Below are 22423 nucleotides of genomic sequence, written 5' to 3'. Positions count from 1 at the left end.
CTCGTCCCGTTGAAGTCGCGAACCATTAAATATACGCAGAAAAAACCCCCGAGCGCAATTGCTCGGGGGTTTTTCCTATTCTGGACGTCCCTGCTGTCAGAGCTGTCAGAGCACGTCGTCCAGTTCCGCCAGCAGCCGCCGCTTCGGCCGCGCGCCGACCATGGCCTTCAGCGGCACACCGCCCTTGAACACCATGAACGTCGGCATCGAGAGCACCTTGTACGCGTTGGTGGTCTCCGGATTGGTGTCCACGTCCAGCTGCACCACCTTCAGCCGCTCGCCCTCCTCCGCCGCGAGCGCGCTCAGCACCGGCCCCATCTGCCGGCACGGCGGACACCAGTCGGCCGTGAACTCCACCAGCACCGGCAGCTCCGCCCCGATCACCTCCGCCGCGAAGTCCGCGTCCGTCACCTCTGCCACCCCGGCCGCCCTGATCACAGCTCCCCGCCTCCCAGTTCGCACACGGGCTCCGGACCCCCCGGAGCCTCCGCCTCGGCCGCCAGCCGCTCCCGGGCCCGCTCGGCCCGCGCCAACTGCTCACCGACCGACGCCCGCACCGCCGCCAACTCACCGATCAGCGCGTCGAGTTCGTCCAGCTTCCGCCGGTAGACCGCCAGCGACGCCGGGCACGAGTCGCCCTCCGGGTGCCCCGCCCGCAGACACTCCACGAACGGCCGGGTCTCCTCCAGGTCGAACCCGAAATCCTGCAAGGTCCGGATCTGCCGGAGCAGCCTCAGATCCGCCTCGTCGTACGTCCGGTACCCGTTGCCCGCCCGGCGCGCGGGCAGCAGCCCCCGCGCCTCGTAGTACCGCAACGCCCGTGTCGTCGTCCCGGCCCGTTCCGCCAGCTCCCCGATGCGCATAAGAAGACGGTATTCCTTGACGCCGACGTCAACGCCAACGCGCCACCACAGAAAAGGCCGAGTGGCCAGGTCTATAGGGGGAGGACCTGGCCACTCGGGGTTCTGGGATATTCGGTTGTGGGCCGTACGGCCGGGTCTACGGGGGGAGGACCCGGCCGTACGGAGTCTTGGGGCGCCTTCTCGGTGAGGGCCGCCCCCGGCCCCGTAAGGGGCGCGGGGAACTGCGCGACCAGCCGAACTCGACCGGCAGCCGCAGGACGGCCTACGCCTTGGCGAGCTCCTTCTCGCCCTCCGGCTCGGCGGCCGCAGCCGGCGCAGCCGACCCGTGGCCGTCGTCCAGCAGCGTCGCCTCGTCGAACGGCGCCTGCCCGGCGAGGACCTGGTTCACACGCTCCTTGTCGATCTCCTTGGTCCAGGTGCCGATGAGGACCGTGGCGACCGCGTTGCCCGCGAAGTTCGTCAGGGCGCGGGCCTCGCTCATGAAGCGGTCGATGCCGACGATGAGGCCGATACCGTCCACCAGGGCCGGCTTGTGCGACTGCAGACCACCCGCGAGGGTCGCGAGACCGGCACCGGTGACACCCGCCGCGCCCTTGGAGGCGACCAGGAGGAAGAGCAGCAGCGCGATCTGCTCGCCGATCGCCATCGGCGTGCCCATCGCGTCGGCGATGAACAGGGACGCCATGGTCATGTAGATCATGGTGCCGTCGAGGTTGAAGGAGTAGCCGGTCGGGACGGTGATACCGACGACGGGCTTGCTGACACCCAGGTGCTCCATCTTCGCGATGAGCCGCGGCAGCGCGGACTCGGAGGAGGAGGTCGACAGGATCAGCAGGAACTCACGGCCCAGGTACTTGAAGAGCGTGAAGATGTTCAGCCCCGCGACGATCTTCAGCAGCGCGCCGAGGACGATGAAGACGAAGAGGAAGCAGGTGATGTAGAACCCGATCATCAGCACGGCGAGGCTCTTGAGGGCGTCGAGGCCCGCGGAACCGGTCACGGCCGCGATGGCGCCGAAGGCACCGATCGGGGCGGCCCACATCACCATCGCGAGGATGCGGAAGACCAGGCGCTGGATGTGCTCGATGCCACGCAGGATCGGCTGGCCGGAGTCGCCCATGGCCTGGAGCGCGAAGCCCGCGAGGAGCGCGACGAGCAGGGTCTGCAGGACCTCGCCGCCCGTGAAGGCGGAGACGATCGTGGTGGGGATGATGCCGAGCAGGAACTCGGTGGTGTCCTTCGCCTCGGCCGAGACCTGCGCCTGACCGGTCTCCTTGATCGCGTCGGTGACCGCGAGACCCGTGCCGGGCTCGACGATGTTGCCGACGACCAGACCGATGGCGAGGGCCACCAGCGACATGATCAGGAAGTAGACCAGGGCGATACCGCCCACGGCGCCGACCTTCGCGGCCTTCCGTACGGAGCCGATGCCCAGCACGATCGTGCAGAAGATGATCGGGGAGATCATCATCTTGATCAGGTTCACGAAGCCGGTGCCGATGGGCTTCAGCTCGACGGCGAAGTCGGGGGCGATGAGACCCACGGCGATGCCGAGGGCCACGGCCACGATCACGGCGATGTACAGGTAGTGGGTGCGGTCCCGCTTGGCGGGTGCGCTAGGTGCCGTATGGGTGGTGCTGGCCACGGCTGCCCTCCTCGTCGACGACGTCGTCGGCTCGCTGTTCCGGCGTGCGGCTCACGTCCGGGGGAATGCGGGAGACGGTCTCCCTGGGATGGGAACCGGCGGGCTCCCGGGTGGGAGACCGGCTCCCTGGTGTCGGGAGCCGGCGGGCTCCCGGAACCGGTAGCTGGGGGACTGCCGGTGGTGCGGGAGCGGGGCTCCCGGGGGGTGTGGGAGCCGGGGCTCCCGGCGGTGGAAGCCGGCGGGCTTCCGGCGCCGGGGGCTTGGGGGCCTCCGGCGGTGGGAGCTGGGGGGCTCCCGGGGCGGGGAGACTGGCTCCCGGCGGCTCTGTCGTGTCCATGTGCTGGACGAGTCGATGCAGATGACTATCTCCCTCCCTGTGAGGGCGGTCACCCTTCCGTTCATTTAGTTCACGCCTACACGTCGATGCAGACTGTTGCCATGCGCGTCCCGCCCCGTCTCCGTCCCCGTAGCCTCGCCGGTCAGCTCTTCGCCGTTCAGGCGGTGCTGATCGCGGCCGTCGTGGCCGGATACGCGCTGTTCACGTACGTCAGCGACCGCTCCCAGGCGGAGGAGGCGGGGCGCCGTCATGCCCTGGCCGTGGCGGCCACAGTGGCGGACGCCCCCTCGGTACGGGCGGCGATCCACACGTCCGATCCGACCGAGCGGCTCCAGCCCTACGCCACGCAGGTGCAGCGGCACGCGGGCGTCGACTTCGTCACGATCATGACCCGGGACGGCATCCGCTGGACGCACCCCGACCCCGATCGGATAGGCGAGCACTTCCTCGGCCACATAGAGAAGCCGCAGAACGGCGAGTCCTTCACCGAGACCTACACCGGCACCCTCGGCCCGTCGGTCCGCGCGGTCGTCCCGATCATGGAGAACGACGAGGTCATCGGCCTGGTCAGCGCCGGCATCCGGGTCCAGGCGATCAGCGACCGCGTGCAGGGGCAGCTGACGGCCCTCGTCGGTGTGGCCGCCGGCGCCCTGGCCCTCGGCGGCCTCGGCACCTATGTCGTCAACGCCCGTCTGCGCCGCCACACGCACAACATGAACGCGGCCGAGCTGAGCAACATGCACGACTACCACCAGGCCGCCCTGCACGCCGTGCGTGAGGGCCTGCTGATGCTCGACGGCCAGTACCGGGTGGCCCTCATCAACGACGGGGCGCGGGAGCTGCTGGGGGTGACGGACGACGTGGTCGGCCGCTCGGTGGCGGACCTGGGGCTGCCCGCCCCGCTGACGGGCGCCCTGCTCTCCTCCGAGCCCCGGGTCGACGAGGTGCTCCTCACCGCGGAAAGGGTGCTGGTCGTGAACACCTCGCCGGTGTCGGGCGGCCAGCGCCGGGGCGCGGTGGTCACCCTGCGGGACGTGACCGAACTGCAGTCCCTCACGGGCGAGCTGGACTCCGAGCGCGGCTTCACCCAAGCGCTGCGTTCCCAGGCGCACGAGGCTGCCAACCGCCTGCACACGGTCGTCTCGCTCATCGAGCTGGGCCGCTCGGACGAGGCGATCGACTTCGCGACGGCGGAGCTGGAGCTGGCGCAGGCGCTGACGGACCAGGTGGTGGCGGCGGTCAGCGAACCGGTGCTCGCCGCCCTGCTGCTGGGCAAGGCTGCCCAGGCGAACGAACGGGGCGTGGAGCTGGTGGTCTCCGAGGACAGCCGCATCGACGACGGTCTCCTCCCGGAGTCCCTCCCGGCCCGTGACCTGGTCACGGTCCTGGGCAATCTGATCGACAACGCGGTGGACGCGGCACAGGGGTCGGTGGGGGCGAGGGTGACGGTGACTGCATACACGGACGAGGAGGCCGACGTGGAAGGGCCGACGGACGGGTCCGTGCTGGTGCTGAGGGTGTCGGACACCGGTGCCGGGGTCGACCCCGCCCTCGCGGAGGCCGTCTTCGAACGCGGCTTCTCGACGAAACCCTCCGGGCCCGGCGGCCGCGGCCTCGGTCTGGCCCTCGTACGGCAGACCGCGCGTCGTCACGAGGGCACGCTGACGGTGTCGGAGGCGGCCGGGGGCGGGGCCCAGTTCGAGGTACGGCTGCCGCTGGGCACGAGCGGTACCGACAGGACGGGGCGAGCCGCACCGGCCGCGCCGACCGCACAGGCTGTCCGGGCCCCTCGGGCCACTGTGGCTGGAGGCGACGACGTATGACGAAGGCCGGGTCCGACCCCATCAGAGTCCTGGTCGTCGAGGACGACCCCGTGGCGGCCGACGCGCACATGATGTACGTCGGCCGTGTGCCCGGCTTCACGGCGGTCGGCAAGGCCCACACGGGCGCGGAGGCGCGGCGCGCGCTGGACCGTACGCCGGTGGACCTGCTGCTGCTGGACCTCCACCTGCCGGACGTGCACGGTCTGCAGCTGGCCCGTTCCCTCCGCGCGGCCGGCTACCACGCGGACGTGATAGCGGTGACGTCGGCCAGGGACCTGACGGTGGTCCGGGAGGGCGTCTCGCTGGGCGTGGTCCAGTACGTCCTGAAACCCTTCACGTTCGCAACCCTCCGGGACCGTCTCGTCCGCTACGCCGAGTTCCACGCGGCGGCGGGCGAGGCGAGCGGCCAGGACGAGGTGGACCGGGCGCTCGCGACCTTGCGGGCCCCGGGTCCGGCGGCGCTGCCGAAGGGGCTGAGCGCGCCGACCCTGGAGCGGGTGACGGTGGCCCTGCGGGACGCGGGCGAGGGCCTGACGGCGGCCGGTGTCGCCGAGGCGGTCGGCATCTCACGGATCACGGCCCGGCGGTACCTGGAGCACCTGGTGGACGCCGGACGGGCGGCGCGGAGCCCGCAGTACGGGCAGGTGGGGCGGCCTGAACTGCAGTACCGGTGGGTGAAGGGGCAGTAGGGGGCGGTGGGGTCAGCTCGGAGGGCGGGGGTCGGTGGGGGAACCCGGCGCGCGGAAGGGCGCGGCGTAGACGACGACCTGCACACCGAGCCCGACGATCGTGAGGGCCTCGGCGACGGAGAGCGCGACGAGCCCGGGGCTGGTCCGCCCGCTCACCCAGTACACCAGCAGCCCGGCGAACGGGACGACACAGAAGGCCAGCAGGTCGATTCCGCACTGTATGACCTTGCGCGACCTCCTGCTCGCATCGGCCCGGTGCGCGACTTCCCAGTCGAAAACCTTCTCCGCCCCGACGAGTTGTGCCAGCCGCGGCCCGAGATCACCGCGAACGTACGTCCCAATCGCGGAGATCTTCTCGTCGTTGACGAGGTAGGTCCACCCCAGCACGACACACACGGGCGGCAGCGCGAGCAGCATCGCCGACTGCTTCGCCTGCGCCGAGGCGGCGATGACGGCGGCGAGCACGGTGAGGGTCACATAGAGCAGATTGTCCCGGAACCCGATCCGCGTCTTCTGCTCGTCCTTGACGGTCTGATACTCGACGAGCAACAACTGCCCGACGGTGACGTCGTCCCGTTCCGACACCCTTGCCCCCTGCCCGGCGCCAACGAAGCCTCTGCTCAAGCACCTTAAGGGGAACCGGTGCAGACGCATTGACCTGACTAGACCACTCCCCTTACCGTCACCGGGCACCACCCAAGGCCACAGCGACGTAGCCAGCAGGAGGTCGTGCCCGTGCGCCCCACCGCACCCAGCTCCCGCCGATTTCCCCTCCGCCTCCTCCTCACCGCCGCCCTGGCGGTCACCGCGCCGGGCACCCTCGCCGCCTGCGGCAGCGGCTCCGGCAGCGACCCGGACACGGTGGAGGTCTCCTACAAACAGTCCACGGACAACCAGGTCCGGGTGATGGACACCTTCCTCGCCGACGTCAAGAAGCAGTTCGAGAAGGCGAATCCGGGCAAGAAGGTGAAGCTCGTCCCGATCAAGGCCCCGGATTCGGAGTACTACACCAAGGTGCAGCAGATGCTGCGCTCACCGAAGACGGCACCGGATCTGGTCTACGAGGACACGTTCCTCATCAACTCGGACATCACCAGCGGCTATCTGAAGCCCCTGGACGACTACCTGGCCGACTGGAAGGACTGGGACCAGTTCATCGACACGGCCAGGACGGCGGCGAAGGCCGAGGACGGAAAGACGTACGGAATTCCGGACGGCACCGACACGCGCGGCCTGTGGTTCGACAAGGCGATCTTCGCGAAGGCGGGCCTGCCGGCGGACTGGCAGCCGAAGACGTGGGCCGACGTGCTCGACGCGGCCCGCGCCATCAAGCGGAAGGTCCCGGACGTCATTCCGCTGAACGTCTACACGGGCAAACCGGCCGGCGAGGCCGCGACCATGCAGGGCTTCGAAATGCTGCTCTACGGCACGGAAGGGGCCACGAGCGGGGGCGCCGACCCGCTGTACGACGAGAAGTCGAAGAAATGGAAGGCGGGCACGCAGGGTTTCAAGGACGCCCTCGCCTTCGTGGAGACCGTCTACAAGGAGAAACTCGGCCCGGAGGTCTCCGACGCCCTCGACCCCAACATCTCGACCCGCGTACGCGGCGAACTCCTCCCCGAAGGCAAACTGGGCATCAACCTGGACGGCTCCTGGCTCCCCCAGGACTGGCTGCCCGGCAGCGGACACGAATGGCCGGAATGGTCGGAGAAACTCGGCCTCGCCCACATGCCCACCCAGAACGGCCAGTCCCCCGGAAAAGTGAGCATGTCCGGCGGCTGGACGTGGGCCATTCCCGACAAGGCCGGCAACCCCGATCTCGCTTTCGAGTTCATCGAGACGATGCAGTCGAAGGCGAACGCGCAGAAGTGGTACATCGCGAATTCCGGAATCGCCGTCCGCAAGGACGTGGCCGCCGACCCCGCCTACGCGGAGGCGCAGCCCGGCATCAAGTTCTTCACCGATCTGGTGTCGAGCACGCATTACCGCCCGGCGTACCCGGCGTATCCGAAGGTCTCCACGGCCATTCAGGAGGCGATGGAGTCGGTGACGACGGGTGACGCGTCCGTGGCGGAGGCGGCGAAGAACTACGACGAGGAGTTGAGGACGGCGACGGACGACCAGGTGGTCGAGGTGACGGAAGAATGAGCCCCCGCGCATGAAGGGGCCGGCCACGGGACAGCCCGTGACGGGACGGCCGGTGACGGGACGGCCGGTGTCTGGACCTCCTCACCCCGCGTTCCGGGTGTTCACCCGAGCCCTCCCCCTCACCCCCGCCACCGTCCTCCTGCTCCTCTTCCTGGCCGGCCCGATCGCCTACTGCGCCTACATCGCCTTCACCGACCTCCAACTCACCGGCCAGGCCGAGGACTCCTTCATCGGCTTCGAGAACTTCCGCACGGCCTTCGGGGACGAGGCGTTCCTCAACGCGGTCTGGCTGACCCTGGTCTTCACGGTGGTCTCGGCGCTGCTGGGCCAGAACACGCTGGGCCTGGCGCTGGCGGCGCTGATGCAGCGTGCGTCGAAGCCGGTGCGCACGCTGGTCGGGGGAATCGTCGTCACGGCGTGGGTCCTCCCGGAGGTGGTGGCGGGGTTCCTCCTGTACGCCTTCTTCCGCCGCGAAGGCACCCTGAACGCCGTCCTGGACTGGCTCCATCTCCCCACCCAGAACTGGCTGTACACCCTCCCGATCCTGGCGGTCTCCTTCGCGAACGTCTGGCGGGGGACGGCGTTCTCCATGCTGGTGTACTCGGCGGCCCTGAACGAGATCCCGAAGGAGATCACGGAGGCGGCGGAGATGGACGGCGCGGGCGGCTGGCGCCGTATGTGGCACATCACGCTCCCGATGATCCGCCGCTCGATCGGCACGAACCTCATGCTGATCACCCTCCAGACCCTGTCGGTCTTCGGCCTGATCTGGGTGATGACGCGCGGCGGCCCGGGCAGCAAGAGCCAGACGCTCCCCCTCTTCATGTACGAGGAGGCGTTCCAGAAAAGCATGATCGGCTACGGCACGGCGGTGGCGCTGTTGTTGCTGGTGGTGGGTTCGCTGTTCTCGGTGATCTATCTGCGGCTGCTGCGGACGGAGGTGTGAGTGCCGTGCCCGCTGTGAACACCCGACGACTGGCGGCCGACGCGGGGCTGCTCGTCATCGCGGCGGCCTTCGTCCTCCCACTGGCGTGGGTGATCCTCTCGTCGGTGGACCCGAAGGCGGACCTGACGGTGAAAGTCCCGGACGGCGTGACGCTGGACAACTTCGACGCGGTCCTGACCCCGGAGATCACGTTCACGCCGCTGCTGAACAGCCTGCTGCTGTGCGGCGGAGGGACTGCGCTGACGGTGATATGCGCGGCCCTGGCGGCGTACCCGCTCTCCCGCTTCCGCTCCCGCCTGAACCGCCCGTTCCTCCTGACGATCCTGTTCGCGACGAGCCTCCCGATCACGGCGATCATGGTTCCGGTGTACGCGCTGTTCGTCCAGGTGAACCTGATCGACACCATGCAGGGCACGATCTTCTTCTTCGCGGCGTCCCAACTCCCCTTCGCCATCTGGCTGATGAAGAACTTCATGGACGGAGTACCGAAGGAGCTCGAGGAGGCGGCCTGGACGGACGGCGCGTCGTCGCTCCAGTCCCTGCTCCGGGTCGTACTGCCGCTGATGGGACCAGGCGTCGCGGTGGTGACCGTCTTCTCGTTCGTGATGATGTGGGGCAACTTCTTCGTCCCGTTCATGCTGCTCCTCACACCGGAGCAGATGCCGGCGGCGGTGAGCATCAACGAGTTCTTCGGGAATCGGGGGACGGTGGTTTATGGGCAGTTGGCCGCGTTCTCGGTTATTTATTCGACGCCGGTGATTCTGTTGTATGTGGGGGTGGCCAGGCGGTTGGGCGGAGGGTTCGCTCTGGGTGGGGCGGTCAAGGGGTGAGGGGTCGCGCGAGGTCCTCGGCTCGGGTGCGGGCTTCCTCGGCTTCAGCGGGCTGGTCGGCTCGGACGTAGGCCTCGACAGCCTGGAGCCAGTGGGCACGGGCTTCAGCGGGACGATGGGCGGCCTCATGGGCCAGGGCCAGGTTCTGCAGCGTGGCGCCGGCCCAGTACCAGTCCTCCAGCTCGCGATAGATGTCCAGGCCCTTGTGGTACGCCTCGACGGCACCTTCCCCCCGGCCCGTCGCTTGCAGGGCGATACCGAGGCCGTTCCACGTATGGGCCTCGCGGTGGCGGTCCCCGACGGCCTGGTACATGTCGCGGGCGCGGGTGATGGCCTCGACCGCCTCCTCGCCCCGGCCCGCCGCCCACAGGGCGAGGCCGAGGTTGTTCCAGGCGCCGGCCTCGCGGCGGCGGTCCTCCGCCATCCGATGAAGGTCGCGGGACCAGGTGAGAGCGTCGATCGCCTCCTCCACCCGGCCCACCACTTGCAGGGCGATACCGAGGCCGTTCCACGCGTCGCCCTCACGGTTGCGGTCCCCGAGGGCCCGGTACATGTCGCGGGCGCTGGTATAGGCGGCGATCGCCTCCTCCGGCCGGCCCGTCACGCGCAGGGCATTGCCGAGGTTGTTCCACGCGTTGGCCTCGCCGAGGCGGTCCCGCGCACGGTGCGCCGCCTCCCGTGCCGTCCGGCACACCGTGACCAGGTCATCGAAGTACCGCCGCCATTCGAGATACTCCGGCAGCTTCGTGGCCAACCCCGCCGCCGCTGCCGCGAACCGCTCCTCCCGCCCCCACGAGACCGCCGCCACCAGCCCCGCCCGCTCCCCGTCGAACCACGCCAGCGCCTCCCCCCGACCGGTGAACCGCTCCGGCACCGGATCACCCGGCACCCACCGCAACCGGGCATTCGCCGCTGCCGCGCACCACCGGTAGAACATCAGCACCCGCTCCCGCGCCGCCTCCCCCTCCTCCCGCAACCCGACATCCCCCGCCACCACACCCGCCCCGAACACCCGCACCAGGTCGTGCAGGCGCCACCACCCGCGCTCGCTCCCCCGCTCGACGAGATGCGCGCGAGCCAACGCCCGCAACGCCCCCAGCGGAACGACGCCGGTCCCCACCAACGCGGCGACGACCTCGTCACTCACCTCGGGACCCGGCGCGAGGGCGAGCAGCCGCAGCAGCCGGGCCTGTTGGGACGGCAGCCGCCGGTACGACAGGTCGAAGGCGGCGCGGACGCTGCGCTCCCCGTCGTCGAGATGGGTGAGCCGGTCACGCGATGCCGCCAGCTCACCGACGAGTTCCGCGACCGGCATTCCGGGGTCCTCCACCAGCAGCGCGGCCGCGATCTGGAGGGCGAGCGGCAGGTGTCCGCAGAGGGAAGCAAGTCGTCCGGCCGCGTCGAGGTCGTCCGTGACGCGGCCGTCCTCGGGGGCGGCGATCCGCAGGGCGAGATCGAGGAGGCCCCGCGCGTCCTGCGGCGTGAGCTGGTCCAACCGGACGATCCGCGCCCCGAGTTGCGTGAGTTGATCACGTGACGTGACCAGCACCCGGTGCCGGTCGTCGCCCGGCAGCAGCGGTCGTACCTGGTCCGGCGACGACGCGTTGTCCGCCAGCACCAGCATCGGCCCTCGCTCCCTCCCCCGTTCCGCGAGCACCGAACGATAAAGGCCCGCCCGGTCGTCGGCCCTGGCCGGAATCTGCTCGGGCGGAACCCCGAGCGCCCGCAACAGCGACTGCAGCGCCTGGTCGGCGGTGACCGGCTCCTCGTCGTACCCGTGCAGGTCGACGAAGAGCACCCCGCCCGGGAACCACCCCTCCCCGCACGCCAGGTGCGCGGTCTCCACGGCGAGCGCGGTCTTCCCGACGCCGCCGAGCCCGGACACGGCGCTGACCAGCACCGCCGCCGACCCGTCGAGCGCCCGCAGCAACTCGGCCGTCTCCCCGTCCCGCCCGGTGAACCCACCGGGCCGCGGCGGCAGCGAGGCCAGGGCCTCCGGCGCGGCGGCGGCCCCGCCGAGATGCACCACGACCTGGACCCCGACCACCTCACGCAGGAAGACCCCGCCCCGGAAGTCGGAGTGGTCCCCGCCGTACCAGGCCGCCCCACTCCCCGGCGTGTGCCGCTCCATGGCCGCCGCCACGGCCGCCGCGACCGCCGGATCTCCGGCCAGCAGGCCGGCCAGCCCCTCGCCCCACTCCCGTACGGCGTCCTGCCGCGCCGGGTCCCGTGCCGCGTCCCGCGCCGCCTCCGCGACGTCCGCGACCGACGCCCCCGCGTCCAGCCCGACCACCCGCGCCAGCGACCGAACCGCCCGGCGCCCGTCCTCCCCGCACACACCCTCGGCCAGGGCGCTCAGCAACGCCGCTTTCATGTGCCCGTACCGTCCCCCGGTGTCGATCCGTCAGCAGTGCGTCAACGGTAGGGCGTCGGGGTCGGTCCGGTACCGGTCCAACACCACCTCGCCCAGTCAACCCCCGCACCAAGCGGCCCACTTGGCAGTACCGTGAAGCTGTGCCGCAGACTCACCCCACCGTCCTCGTCCTGACCGCGCTCGCGCTGGAGTACGCCGCTGTGCGTCCCCACATCGAGGACCGGGAGGAGCTCGTCCACCCCGACGACGCCGGAACCCGAGTGGAGCACGGCAGGCTCTCCGACACCGGCTGGTACATCGCCCTCGCCGAACTGGGCGAGGGCAACAGCAACGCCGCCGCGCTCACCACACAGATCATCGGCTGGCTGAAGCCGGAGGCGGTGCTGTTCGTGGGCGTCGCGGGCAGCCTCAAGTCCGACATCGGTCTCGGGGACGTCGTGGTCGGCACGAAGGTGTACGGCATCCATGGTGGCAAGCAGACCGAGACCGGCTTCCAGGTCCGTCCCGAGGCATGGCCCGTCTCGAACGCGCTGGTGAGCGCGGCGCGTTCCGCGGTGCGGGACATGGACGGCGTACGGGCCCACTTCAAACCGATCGCCTCCGGTGACGTGGTCCTGGCCGACGCCGAGTCGGAGATCGCCACGCATCTGCGCGAGCGCTACAACGACGCCGCGGCCATCGAGATGGAGGGCGCGGGCGCGTTGCGCGCGGCCCACCTGAACGGCCAGTTGCACGCGCTGGTGCTCCGCGGCATCAGCGACCACGCCGACGCGGCCAAGCACACGGCCGACGCGACAGGTTCACAGGAGCGGGCGGCTGCCCAGGCGGCCTCGGTGGCGGTGGCGACGCTACGGAAGCACCGGCCGCGCGCGGTCCGTATCGACTCCTCCGACACCGAGGAGGGTCCCCAACGGGTCGGCGGAGCATCGCACCGAGGCGACCACGTCGACCTCCGGGGCGGCACCTTCTACGGACCCGTCATCGGCAAACAGATCGGACACCAGCCGTAGAGGCATCCTCCACGGCCCGGTCCCGGTCGCGACCACCACCGTCCCGCCCCGCCCTCCCGGCTTCACCGGCCGCACGGCGGACCTGGACCGCCTGCTCCCCCGCCTCGCCCCCACCTCGGACGAGAGCACCCCGCTGCTCCTGATCTCGGCCGTCACCGGCATGGGCGGCATCGGCAAGACGGCGCTCGCGGTGGAGGCGGCGCACCAGGCGCGGGCGGAGGGCTGGTTCCCCGGCGGCTTCCTCTTCGTCGACCTGCGCGGCTACGACGACGACCCGGCGACGGCGGACCAGGCCGTCGTGGCGCTGCTGGACGCGATGGGGGTACGGGGCACGGACCTCCCACCGACGGCGGCACGTCAGTACGACGTCTACCGCTCGCTCCTCACCGAGCGGCGGGACCCCACGCTCCTCATCCTGGACAACGCGTCGGACCCGTCCCAGTACCTTCCCCTGCTCCCCGGCACGGACCACCACCGGGTGCTGATCACGTCCCGGGACCGCCCGGACGCCCTCCCGGTGCGGGTCATCGACCTCGAAGCGCTCGCTCCCGACGAGTCCGCCGCGCTGATCACCCGCGCCCTGCGCGACGCCGACGAACGCGACGACCGCCCGACGCGCGAACCGGCCTCCCTCCACGAACTGGCGGACCTCTGCGGCCACTTGCCCCTGGCCCTCCAGATCGCGGCGGCGATGCTGCGACGACAACGTCACCGGGGGATCGCTTCGCTGGTGGAAAAGATCAGAGGTGCTGGGGACCCGACGACGGCGCTCGACAACGGCAGCCCCGGGACGGACCTGTACGGCCGCTCGCTGGTCCTGCGGCCGGTGCTGGAGACCTCCTACCGCCGACTGCCGGACGACCAGGCCCGGTTGCTACGTCTGCTGTGCCTCGCGCCGGGCGCGGAGACGACCACGGAGGCGGTGGCCGCCCTGGCCGCCCTGGAGCCGGACCGCGCGCTGTCCCTGTTGGAGGACCTGGCCGCCACCCACCTGGTCACACCGGTCCGGGACGACCAGGGGCGGGCCTCGATGCCGCGGTGGCGGTCGCACGACCTGGTACGGGCGTACGGGACGAGCGTGGTGGCGAGGGACGCGGGGTTGCGGAGGGAGGGCGAGGTCGCGCGGCAGCGGGTGCTGGAGTTCTACGTGCGGTGGGCCGACGCGGCGACTCACCGGCTGCGCCGGGTTCCCGGTGGGGAGGACACGCAGGGGCGGTTCGCCACCCGGCAGGAAGCGTTGCGGTGGCTGGACGGCGAGCGGGCCGGGCTGGTGGCGGCAGCGCGGTGGGCGGCAGAGGCACCCTTCACGACCGCGGCGGTGAGGCTGGCCCTGGGCCTGGGGATGTACCTGGAGTGGCGACGCCTCTTCGACGACTGGATCACCGTGGCCGCCATCGCCCGGACAGCCGCCCACCGGGCTGGTGATCACATCGCCGAGGCCCGCGCGTGGAACCACCTGGGTATCGCGATGCGGGAGGCGGGTCGGGCGCGGGAGGCCGTCGACGCCCACACCCGGGCCCTCGCCCTGATCAGGGCCACCGGTGGTCACGCCGCTGAGGCCCGCGTGTGGAACTACCTCGGCCTCGCCCTCCTGGTGGCGCGTCGGCTCAAGGAGGCCGCCTCCGCCCACACGCACGCCCTCGAACTGTTCCAGGCCGCCGGGGATGTCGGCGGCGAAGCCGACGCGTGGAGCAGCCTCGGTATCTCTCTCGGGGCGGCGCGGCGGCCGGAGGAGGCGCTCACCGCCCTCGCTCGCGCCCGCGACCTCTACCAAGCCGTCGGGGACCGTCTCGGTGAAGCCAACGCATGGGCCAACCTCGCCTTCGCCCAGAGGGACGCGCGCCGGATGCGCGAGTCGATCGAGGCGTACGACAGGTCGCTGGGGATCTTCCTGGAGTTCGAGAACTGGTACGGCGCCGGCCAAACCCTCGAACACCTGGCCATGGTCCACGAGGCGGTCGGTGCCCCGGACCAGGCCCGCGTCCACTACCTGCGGGCCTTCGACGCCTTCACTCGCGCCAACGCGTCCGACCGGGCCGGCCGCGCCCGAGCCGCCGCGGCATCGGTCAGTGACCCGACCACCCGCCGCGGCTAACCCAGTTTCCCGGCCCGGAACGGCTCCACCCCCACCACCCGTCGCACCCGCACCGGCTCGATCAGGATCATGAGGCGCCGCTCCCCGGGGAGGAGCCACGGATAGCGGTCCTCGCCGATGTACTTTCGCGTCAACCGGTCCATCGCCCGCTCCGCCTCCTCCCCCTCCACGAAGCGGACGGCACGGCCCCGGATCTCGGCGCGGTCGTACGGGTTGCCGGTGTCGATGTGGGACAGGGAGACAGCCGGGTTGCGGCGCAGGTTCTCCTCCTTCACCCGCCCCACGGAGGTGTTGACCATGACGTACTCGACCCCGCCGTCCTCCTCGATGTCCACCCACATGGGTGACACCTGAGGCGTCCCGTCCGCCCCGACCGTCGCCAAGTGCCAGAAATTCGGGGCCAGTAGGCGCTCGCGTATGTGCTCGTCCAGCTTCGTCATGCGGTCATTCCTACCCAGGCCCGTCCAGGCATCCGCACTCGGACCCCTCGGATCCCAGGAGTCACAGGTCTCTCATCACCCGTAGTTTCCTACAATCCGTGTTTGTGGCCGAACAGCCCGTAGTCACCGCGGCCCCGCACCCCTACGTTGTGCGCGTGCACCGACGCTCAGCCCACGAACGGCAGCCCCAGCACCCGTACCCGCACCCGTACCCGCAGCCGCAAGCACAGGCGCGCCCGGCCCCACGGGCCACCGCCCCCGCCCCGCCCTTCAACGCCCCCGCCGCCCGGAGACTCCGCGCGGCGCTGGGCATGGAGCCCGAACACGTCGCCCACGGAATGCGTTCCTCGTACGGCCTCCCGTACGTCACCCCGGACCTGGTCGCCGCCTGGGAACGCGGCGCCGTCTCCCCCACCGGTCCCGAACTCACCGCGCTCGCGGGGGTGTTGTGGTGCTCGGCCGGTGAACTCATCAGCTCCCCCAGGACCTTGCGTGAGCACCGCATGGCTCAGGGCATCGCCGCCGAGGACGTCGCCCGCGCGGTCGGCCTAGAACTCTCCTCGTACCTGCGGATGGAGGAGACCGGGGAGTGGCGCGGCACCGACCGTCAGTCCGCCGCCCTCGCCACCGTGCTCGACCTCGCGCTGCCCGAACTCACCACCGTGACGGGGCGCGAGGCGAAGCTCAGGGACCTGCTCGGCAGCGCGGTCACCACCCGCTGGCAGGCCCACGTACGGCCGATCACGAAACTGCTCGCCCTCGACCGGCACCTCGGCAAGCAGGCCGAACGGCACCTCGACCGGCGTCTCCTCGAAGACGTCCTCCAGGAGATGCACACCGACTACCAGGGCCTGATGGCCGCCACCCTCACCTGGGCCAACGGCACCGCCGTGACCGACTCGGGCGACGCCGGCCGCGACTACCTGGACGGGATCGTCGAGCACTTCTGGTCACTGGTCCGGCGAACAGCCCCCTACTGACCCCCGGCCCCGCACCCACCGCCCACCGCCCACCGCACCGCAAGCGGAAAGACCTAGAACACCGACTCCGCCTCGTCCATCCGGTCCTTCGGCACCGTCTTGAGCTCGGTCACCGCCTCCGCCAGCGGCACCATCACCACCTCGGTGCCGCGCAGGGCGGTCATCCGGCCGTAGTCGGCCCGGTGCGCGGCCTCCACCGCGTGCCAGCCGAAGCGCGTGGCGAGCACCCTGTCGTACGCGGTCGGGGAGCCGCCGCGCTGGACGTGGCCGAGAATGACGGGCTTGGCCTCCTTGCCGAGGCGGCGCTCCAGCTCGTACGCCAGCGCCGTGCCGATGCCCTGGAAGCGCTCGTGGCCGAACTGGTCGATCTCGCCGTGGCCGTAGTCCATGGAGCCCTCGGCCGGGTGCGCGCCCTCGGCGACGCAGATGACCGCGAACTTCTTGCCCCGCGAGAAGCGCTCCTCCACCATCTTCACCAGGTCGGCGGGGTCGAAGGCCCGCTCCGGCAGACAGATGCCGTGCGCGCCCGCCGCCATCCCGGACTCCAGCGCGATCCAGCCCGCGTGCCGGCCCATGACCTCGACGACCATCACCCGCTGATGGGACTCGGCGGTCGTCTTCAGGCGGTCCATCGCCTCCGTGGCGACCCCGACGGCCGTGTCGAAACCGAAGGTGCGATCGGTCGACGAGATGTCGTTGTCGATGGTCTTCGGGACGCCGACCACCGGCAGACCCGCGTCCGACAGCATCCGGGCCGCCGTCAGCGTGCCCTCGCCGCCGATCGGGATCAGTACGTCGATTCCGAACTGGTGGGCCATGTCCTGCGCGTTCTCGCAGGCCTCGCGGAGGCGGTCGCGCTGGAGGCGGGAGGAGCCGAGAATGGTGCCGCCGCGGGCCAGGATGCCGCTGACGGACTCCAGGTCGAGGGCGCGGTAGCGGCCGTCGAGGAGGCCCGCGTAGCCGTCCTCGAAGCCGATGACCTCGTCGCCGTACTGGGCGACCGCTCGGTGCACGACCGACCGGATCACTGCGTTCAGGCCCGGACAGTCGCCGCCTGCGGTGAGAACTCCGATACGCATCGTGCTGTGTCTCCTGATCGTCCTGATCGTCCTGCTCGTGCCGGTGATTATTGGTGATTGCTGGTACTTGTGAACCAGTCCGATTGTTTCACGGCCGACTGGGGGGCGCCGCGCCCGTCCACACCGCCCGGCACCACACCGAGCTGATGGGCGCCTTATCCATGGTCAGGGGTATTGTCAAGAGGGTTTCCGTCCGCTGCGACGGTGATTTCCACCCCCTCCCCTGCCGAACCACACGAAACGGAGTGCACACGTGACGCGCAGCGTGTACGTGACCGGGATCGATCGCGGCGACGGCCGCCAGGTCGTGGAGCTGGGGGTGATGGAGCTCCTGACCCGCCAGGTCGACCGGGTGGGGGTGTTCCGGCCGCTGCTGCACCACGGACCGGACCGGCTGTTCGACCTGCTGCGCGCCCGCTACCGGCTCACCCAGGACCCGGCGACCGTGTACGGCATGGACTACCACGAGGCGTCCACCCTCCAGGCCGAGCACGGCACGGACGAACTGGTCTCCGCGCTCGTCGACCGGTTCCACACGGTCGCGCGGGACTACGACGTCGTCCTCGTCCTGGGGACCGACTTCGCCGACACCCAGTTCCCGGACGAGCTGTCGCTCAACGCCCGGCTCGCCAACGAGTTCGGCGCGTCCGTCATCCCGGTGGTCGGCGGGCGGAAGCAGACCGCCGAGTCGGTCGCCGCCGAGACGCACAACGCCTACCGCGCGTACGAGGGCCTCGGCTGCGACGTGCTCGCCATGGTCGTCAACCGGGTCGCGCCCGCCGACCGTACGGAGATAGCCGATCGTCTCGGCGACTCCCGGCTGCCGCTGCCCGTGCCCTGTTACGTCGTGCCCGACGAGCCCGCGCTCTCCGCGCCGACCGTCGCCCAGATCACCCACGCGCTCGGCGGCAAGGTCCTCCTCGGCGACGACTCGGGCCTCGCGCGCGACGCGCTGAACTTCGTCTTCGGCGGGGCCATGCTGCCGAACTTCCTCAACGCCCTGACGCCGGGCTGTCTGGTCGTCACCCCCGGCGATCGCGCGGACCTCGTCATCGGCTCCCTCGCCGCCCACAGCGCCGGCACCCCGCCGATCGCGGGCCTGCTGCTCACCCTCGACGAGCGGCCCAGCGACGAGATCCTCACCCTCGCGGCCCGCCTCGCCCCCGGCACACCCGTCGTCGCCGTCGAGTCCGGCTCCTTCCTCACCGCCTCCGAACTGTTCTCCATGGAGGGCAAGTTGAGCGCGGCGACCCCGCGCAAGGCGGAGACCGCGCTCGGGCTGTTCGAGCGGCACGTCGACACCGTCGAGCTGCGGAGCCGGGTCTCGGCGCCGAGCAGCGACCGGGTCACGCCGATGATGTTCGAGCACACCCTCCTCGAACAGGCCCGCTCCGAGCGGCGCCGGGTGGTGCTCCCCGAGGGCACGGAGGAGCGCGTCCTGCACGCGGCCGAGGTGATCCTCCGCCGCAACGTCTGCGACCTCACCCTCCTCGGCCCCGTCGAGCAGATCCGCAAGAAGGCCGCCGACCTGGGCATCGACCTCGGCGACAGCATGCTGGTGGACCCGGCGACCTCCACGTGGCGGGATTCCTTCGCGGAGAAGTACGCCCAGTTCCGCGCCCACAAGAACGTCAGCATGGAGCTGGCGTACGACGTGGTGTCCGACGTGAACTACTTCGGCACCCTCATGGTCCAGGAGGGACTGGCGGACGGGATGGTCTCGGGATCGGTGCACTCCACCGCCGCCACCATCCGCCCCGCCTTCGAGATCATCAAGACCAAGCCGGACGCCGACATCGTCTCGTCCGTCTTCTTCATGTGCCTCGCCGACAAGGTGCTGGTGTACGGCGACTGCGCGGTCAACCCCGACCCGAACGCCGAACAGCTCGCCGACATCGCGATCCAGTCCGCCGCCACCGCACAGCGGTTCGGGGTGGAGCCGCGGATCGCGATGCTGTCGTACTCGACGGGGACGTCCGGGTCGGGCGCCGACGTCGACAAGGTGCGGGAGGCGACGGAGATCGTGCGCTCGCGGCGGCCCGATCTGCTGATCGAGGGGCCGATCCAGTACGACGCCGCGGTGGAGCCGAGTGTCGCGGCGACCAAGCTGCCGGGCTCCGAAGTCGCGGGCCAGGCCACGGTGTTGATCTTCCCTGACCTCAACACCGGCAACAACACCTACAAGGCCGTGCAGCGGTCGGCGGGCGCGCTCGCGGTCGGGCCGGTCCTCCAGGGGCTGCGCAAGCCGGTCAACGACCTGTCCCGGGGCGCGCTGGTCCAGGACATCGTCACCACGGTCGCCATCACGGCGATCCAGGCCCAGACCCCCGCGGCGCCGGCCCAGTGACCCCCACCGACGACAGAAAGCGCAGCCCCGTGACCGCCACCCGCGTCCTCGTCCTCAACTCCGGCTCCTCCTCGGTGAAGTACCAGTTGCTCGACATGCGTGACAGCAGCCGTCTCGCCATGGGTCTGGTGGAGCGCATCGGTGAGGAGACCTCCCGGCTGAAGCACAGCCCGCTCGTCGACGGGGGAGCCTCCCGCGAGCGCACCGAGCCGATCGCCGACCACGAGGCCGCTCTGAAGGCCGTCGCCGAGGAGCTGGCCGAGGACGGCCTCGGCCTCGACTCCCCCGAACTGGCCGCCATCGGGCACCGCGTGGTGCACGGCGGGCAGAGCTTCACGGAGCCCACCGTGATCGACAGCGCCGTGCTCGCCGAGATCGAGCGCCTGATCCCCGTGGCACCGCTGCACAACCCGGCCAACCTCACCGGGATCCGGACCGCCCAGGCACTGCGCCCCGATCTGCCGCAGGTGGCGGTGTTCGACACGGCGTTCCACACCACCATGCCGGAGTCGGCCGCCCGCTACGCCATCGACGTCGAGACGGCCGACGCGCACCGCGTCCGCCGCTACGGCTTCCACGGCACCTCGCACGCGTACGTGTCCCGGGCGACGGCCGAACTGCTGGGCAAGGACCCGTCCGAGGTGAACGTCATCGTGCTGCACCTCGGCAACGGGGCGTCGGCCTCGGCGGTCGAGCGCGGCCGGTGCGTGGACACTTCCATGGGGCTGACGCCCTTGGAGGGGCTCGTGATGGGTACGCGGTCCGGAGACCTGGACCCGGCCGTCATCTTTCATTTGATGCGCGTTGGCGGAATGTCCACGGACGAGATCGACACTCTCCTCAACAAGAAGAGCGGTCTGATCGGGCTGTGCGGCGACAACGACATGCGGGAAATCCGTCGGCGAATCGACGAGGGCGACGAACGGGCGAAGCTGGCCTTCGACATCTACATTCACCGGTTGAAGAAGTACATCGGCGCTTACTACGCGGTGCTCGGCCGGGTGGACGCGGTCGCGTTCACCGCGGGTGTCGGCGAGAACGCCGCACCGGTGCGGGAGGCCGCCGTGGCGGGCCTGGAGGGGCTGGGCCTGGCCGTGGACGGCGACCTCAACGCCGTACGGGGCGACGAGCCGCGGCTGATCTCGCCGACCGGTGCGCGGGTCGCGGTCGCCGTGGTCCCGACGGACGAGGAACTGGAGATCGCGGCACAGACGTACGCCCTGGTCGGAAAGAACATCTGAGCTTCGAAAAGAACAACTGAGCGCCATCGAGCAATACACGCCGGTAACACGGCTGAGCGCATAGCCGCCCATATGAATTACAGCATTCCGCCAGACGGAATATTCCGGAGCGAAACAAACCGATAGGATCGTCCCATGCGCCGTTCGAAAATCGTCTGTACTCTCGGCCCCGCGGTCGACTCCCACGAGCAACTGGTCGCCCTCATCGAGGCCGGCATGAACGTGGCCCGTTTCAATTTCAGCCACGGCAGCCACGCCGAGCACCAGGGCCGCTACGACCGGGTCCGGGCCGCCGCCGCCGAGACCGGTGTGGCCATCGGTGTCCTCGCCGACCTCCAGGGCCCGAAGATCCGTCTGGAGACCTTCGCCGAGGGTCCGGTGGAGCTGGTGCGCGGTGACGAGTTCACCATCACCGCCGAGGACGTGCCGGGCGACAAGCAGATCTGCGGGACGACGTACAAGGGTCTGCCCGGTGACGTCTCCCCCGGTGACCAGGTCCTCATCAACGACGGCAACGTCGAGCTGAAGGTCATCGAGGTCGACGGCCCGCGCGTGCGGACCGAGGTCGTCGAGGGCGGTGTCATCTCCGACCACAAGGGCATCAACCTGCCCGGCGCGGCCGTCAACGTGCCCGCGCTGTCCGAGAAGGACGTCGAGGACCTGCGGTTCGCCCTGCGGATGGGCTGCGACCTGGTGGCGCTGTCCTTCGTGCGGGACGCGAGCGACGTGCGGGACGTCCACAAGGTGATGGACGAGGTGGGCCGCCGGGTCCCCGTCATCGCCAAGGTGGAGAAGCCGCAGGCGGTGGAGAACATGGAGGACGTCGTGATGGCGTTCGACGGCGTGATGGTCGCCCGTGGCGACCTGGCCGTCGAGTACCCGCTCGAGAAGGTCCCCATGGTGCAGAAGCGGCTCATCGAGCTGTGCCGCCGCAACGCCAAGCCGGTGATCGTGGCGACCCAGATGATGGAGTCGATGATCACCAACTCCCGCCCCACGCGCGCCGAGGCCTCCGACGTGGCCAACGCGATCCTGGACGGCGCGGACGCGGTCATGCTGTCGGCGGAGTCCAGCGTGGGCGCGTACCCGCTGGAGACGGTCCGGACGATGTCGAAGATCGTCGCGGCGGCCGAGGAGGAGCTGCTCTCCAAGGGCCTCCAGCCGCTGGTGCCGGGCAAGAAGCCGCGCACGCAGGGTGGTTCGATCGCCCGTGCCGCCTGCGAGATCGCCGACTTCCTCGGCGGCCGGGCCCTGGTGGCGTTCACGCAGTCGGGTGACACCGCCCGCCGGCTCTCCCGCTATCGCGCCTCGCAGCCGATCATCGCGTACACCACCGACGAGTCCACCCGTAACCAGCTGGCGCTCAGCTGGGGTGTCGAGTCGCACGTCGTGCCGTTCGTGAACAGCACCGACGAGATGGTCGACCTGGTCGACCACGAGATGGTCAAGCTCAACCGCTTCAACGAGGGCGACATCGCGGTCATCACCGCCGGCTCTCCCCCCGGTGTCCCGGGCACCACCAACATGGTCCGGGTGCACCACCTGGGCGGCGGCGCCCGCGACTGACGCGGCCGTC

General features: G+C 70.4%; 18 protein-coding genes. 11 read left to right on the top strand and 7 right to left on the bottom strand.

Annotation, left to right across the window (positions count from 1 at the left end):
• Positions 1–105 precede the first annotated feature (105 nt).
• The 3 genes from PUR53_RS37585 to PUR53_RS37575 all read right to left on the bottom strand — a co-directional run bounded on the left by PUR53_RS37585 (position 106) and on the right by PUR53_RS37575 (position 2508).
• Positions 106–438 carry a thioredoxin family protein gene (locus tag PUR53_RS37585; protein ID WP_329898459.1) on the bottom strand — a complete coding sequence of 111 codons (333 nt, stop codon included), beginning with the start codon at positions 436–438 and terminating at the stop codon, positions 106–108.
• The gene (locus PUR53_RS37580) at positions 435–863 is read right to left on the bottom strand and encodes a MerR family transcriptional regulator (RefSeq protein WP_329898458.1); all 429 of its coding nucleotides are present in this window, start codon (positions 861–863) and stop codon (positions 435–437) included. The genes PUR53_RS37585 and PUR53_RS37580 overlap by 4 nt, the downstream gene beginning before the upstream one ends.
• Positions 864–1125: 262 nt before the next feature.
• Positions 1126–2508, bottom strand: coding sequence for a cation:dicarboxylate symporter family transporter (locus PUR53_RS37575; RefSeq protein ID WP_329911304.1), 1383 nt, complete (start codon positions 2506–2508; stop codon positions 1126–1128).
• Positions 2509–2946: 438 nt separating this feature from the next.
• Between PUR53_RS37575 and PUR53_RS37570 the strand changes: the two genes are divergently transcribed.
• Entirely contained in the window at positions 2947–4668 is a 1722-nt protein-coding gene (locus PUR53_RS37570) for a sensor histidine kinase (protein ID WP_329898456.1), read from the top strand.
• Positions 4665–5357, top strand: a complete 693-nt coding sequence (locus PUR53_RS37565) for a response regulator (RefSeq protein WP_220646472.1) — start codon at positions 4665–4667, stop codon at positions 5355–5357. The genes PUR53_RS37570 and PUR53_RS37565 overlap by 4 nt, the downstream gene beginning before the upstream one ends.
• A gap of 12 nt (positions 5358–5369) precedes the next feature.
• Here PUR53_RS37565 and PUR53_RS37560 read toward each other — a convergent pair whose 3' ends face one another.
• Positions 5370–5942, bottom strand: a complete 573-nt coding sequence (locus PUR53_RS37560) for a hypothetical protein (protein ID WP_329911303.1) — start codon at positions 5940–5942, stop codon at positions 5370–5372.
• A gap of 150 nt (positions 5943–6092) precedes the next feature.
• Here PUR53_RS37560 and PUR53_RS37555 point away from each other — a divergent pair, with 150 nt between their 5' ends.
• From PUR53_RS37555 to PUR53_RS37545, 3 genes are read left to right on the top strand one after another with little or no spacing between them, the layout of a single operon-like run.
• Complete coding sequence (locus PUR53_RS37555) at positions 6093–7505, top strand: extracellular solute-binding protein (RefSeq protein WP_329911302.1); 1413 nt, start codon at positions 6093–6095, stop codon at positions 7503–7505.
• A gap of 10 nt (positions 7506–7515) precedes the next feature.
• A complete protein-coding gene (locus tag PUR53_RS37550) occupies positions 7516–8451 on the top strand; it encodes a carbohydrate ABC transporter permease (RefSeq protein ID WP_443080410.1) in 936 nt (311 codons plus the stop codon).
• Positions 8452–8456: 5 nt separating this feature from the next.
• Positions 8457–9281, top strand: a complete 825-nt coding sequence (locus tag PUR53_RS37545; RefSeq protein WP_329911298.1) for a carbohydrate ABC transporter permease — start codon at positions 8457–8459, stop codon at positions 9279–9281.
• On the opposite strand, the gene PUR53_RS37540 is transcribed toward PUR53_RS37545, so the two are convergent.
• Entirely contained in the window at positions 9271–11655 is a 2385-nt protein-coding gene (locus PUR53_RS37540; RefSeq protein ID WP_329911297.1) for a tetratricopeptide repeat protein, read from the bottom strand. The two genes, PUR53_RS37545 and PUR53_RS37540, sit on opposite strands and share 11 nt — an antisense overlap.
• A 140-nt stretch (positions 11656–11795) precedes the next feature.
• Between PUR53_RS37540 and PUR53_RS37535 the strand changes: the two genes are divergently transcribed.
• Positions 11796–12665, top strand: a complete 870-nt coding sequence (locus PUR53_RS37535; protein WP_329898450.1) for a 5'-methylthioadenosine/S-adenosylhomocysteine nucleosidase — start codon at positions 11796–11798, stop codon at positions 12663–12665.
• Between the two features lie 133 nt (positions 12666–12798).
• Positions 12799–14760 (top strand): tetratricopeptide repeat protein, encoded by a 1962-nt coding sequence (locus PUR53_RS37530; RefSeq protein ID WP_329911313.1) that lies wholly within the window; start codon positions 12799–12801, stop codon positions 14758–14760.
• Here PUR53_RS37530 and PUR53_RS37525 read toward each other — a convergent pair.
• Positions 14757–15200: a PPOX class F420-dependent oxidoreductase gene (locus PUR53_RS37525; RefSeq protein ID WP_329911296.1), complete on the bottom strand. Its 444-nt coding sequence runs from the start codon at positions 15198–15200 to the stop codon at positions 14757–14759. The two genes, PUR53_RS37530 and PUR53_RS37525, sit on opposite strands and share 4 nt — an antisense overlap.
• Positions 15201–15355: 155 nt before the next feature.
• On the opposite strand from PUR53_RS37525, the gene PUR53_RS37520 reads away from it, so the two are divergent.
• A complete protein-coding gene (locus PUR53_RS37520; protein WP_329911295.1) occupies positions 15356–16180 on the top strand; it encodes a helix-turn-helix domain-containing protein in 825 nt (274 codons plus the stop codon).
• Positions 16181–16233: 53 nt separating this feature from the next.
• Here the strand turns inward: PUR53_RS37520 and PUR53_RS37515 are convergent, their stop codons facing one another.
• Positions 16234–17259, bottom strand: a complete 1026-nt coding sequence (locus tag PUR53_RS37515) for an ATP-dependent 6-phosphofructokinase (protein ID WP_329898447.1) — start codon at positions 17257–17259, stop codon at positions 16234–16236.
• A 253-nt stretch (positions 17260–17512) separates the two neighbouring features.
• Here PUR53_RS37515 and pta point away from each other — a divergent pair, with 253 nt between their 5' ends.
• From pta to pyk, 3 genes are all read left to right on the top strand, one after another.
• Positions 17513–19606, top strand: a complete 2094-nt coding sequence (gene pta, locus PUR53_RS37510; protein WP_329898446.1) for a phosphate acetyltransferase — start codon at positions 17513–17515, stop codon at positions 19604–19606.
• A 29-nt stretch (positions 19607–19635) separates the two neighbouring features.
• Positions 19636–20847 carry an acetate kinase gene (locus PUR53_RS37505; RefSeq protein ID WP_329911294.1) on the top strand — a complete coding sequence of 404 codons (1212 nt, stop codon included), beginning with the start codon at positions 19636–19638 and terminating at the stop codon, positions 20845–20847.
• A gap of 135 nt (positions 20848–20982) precedes the next feature.
• Positions 20983–22413 (top strand): pyruvate kinase, encoded by a 1431-nt coding sequence (gene pyk, locus PUR53_RS37500; protein WP_329898444.1) that lies wholly within the window; start codon positions 20983–20985, stop codon positions 22411–22413.
• Positions 22414–22423: the final 10 nt, after the last annotated feature.

Source organism: Streptomyces sp. SP18BB07 (assembly GCF_036322545.1).
GTDB lineage: Bacteria > Actinomycetota > Actinomycetes > Streptomycetales > Streptomycetaceae > Streptomyces > Streptomyces deccanensis.
This window is presented reverse-complemented; position numbering and strand designations above follow the sequence as displayed.

Coding starts and splice junctions, on each gene's coding strand:
- PUR53_RS37580 (WP_329898458.1), bottom strand. CDS start 863: ATGCGCATCGGGGAGCTGGCGGAACGGGCCGGGACGACGACACGGGCG.
- PUR53_RS37570 (WP_329898456.1), top strand. CDS start 2,947: ATGCGCGTCCCGCCCCGTCTCCGTCCCCGTAGCCTCGCCGGTCAGCTC.
- PUR53_RS37565 (WP_220646472.1), top strand. CDS start 4,665: ATGACGAAGGCCGGGTCCGACCCCATCAGAGTCCTGGTCGTCGAGGAC.
- PUR53_RS37550 (WP_443080410.1), top strand. CDS start 7,516: ATGAAGGGGCCGGCCACGGGACAGCCCGTGACGGGACGGCCGGTGACG.
- PUR53_RS37540 (WP_329911297.1), bottom strand. CDS start 11,655: ATGAAAGCGGCGTTGCTGAGCGCCCTGGCCGAGGGTGTGTGCGGGGAG.
- PUR53_RS37525 (WP_329911296.1), bottom strand. CDS start 15,200: ATGACGAAGCTGGACGAGCACATACGCGAGCGCCTACTGGCCCCGAAT.
- PUR53_RS37515 (WP_329898447.1), bottom strand. CDS start 17,259: ATGCGTATCGGAGTTCTCACCGCAGGCGGCGACTGTCCGGGCCTGAAC.
- pyk (WP_329898444.1), top strand. CDS start 20,983: ATGCGCCGTTCGAAAATCGTCTGTACTCTCGGCCCCGCGGTCGACTCC.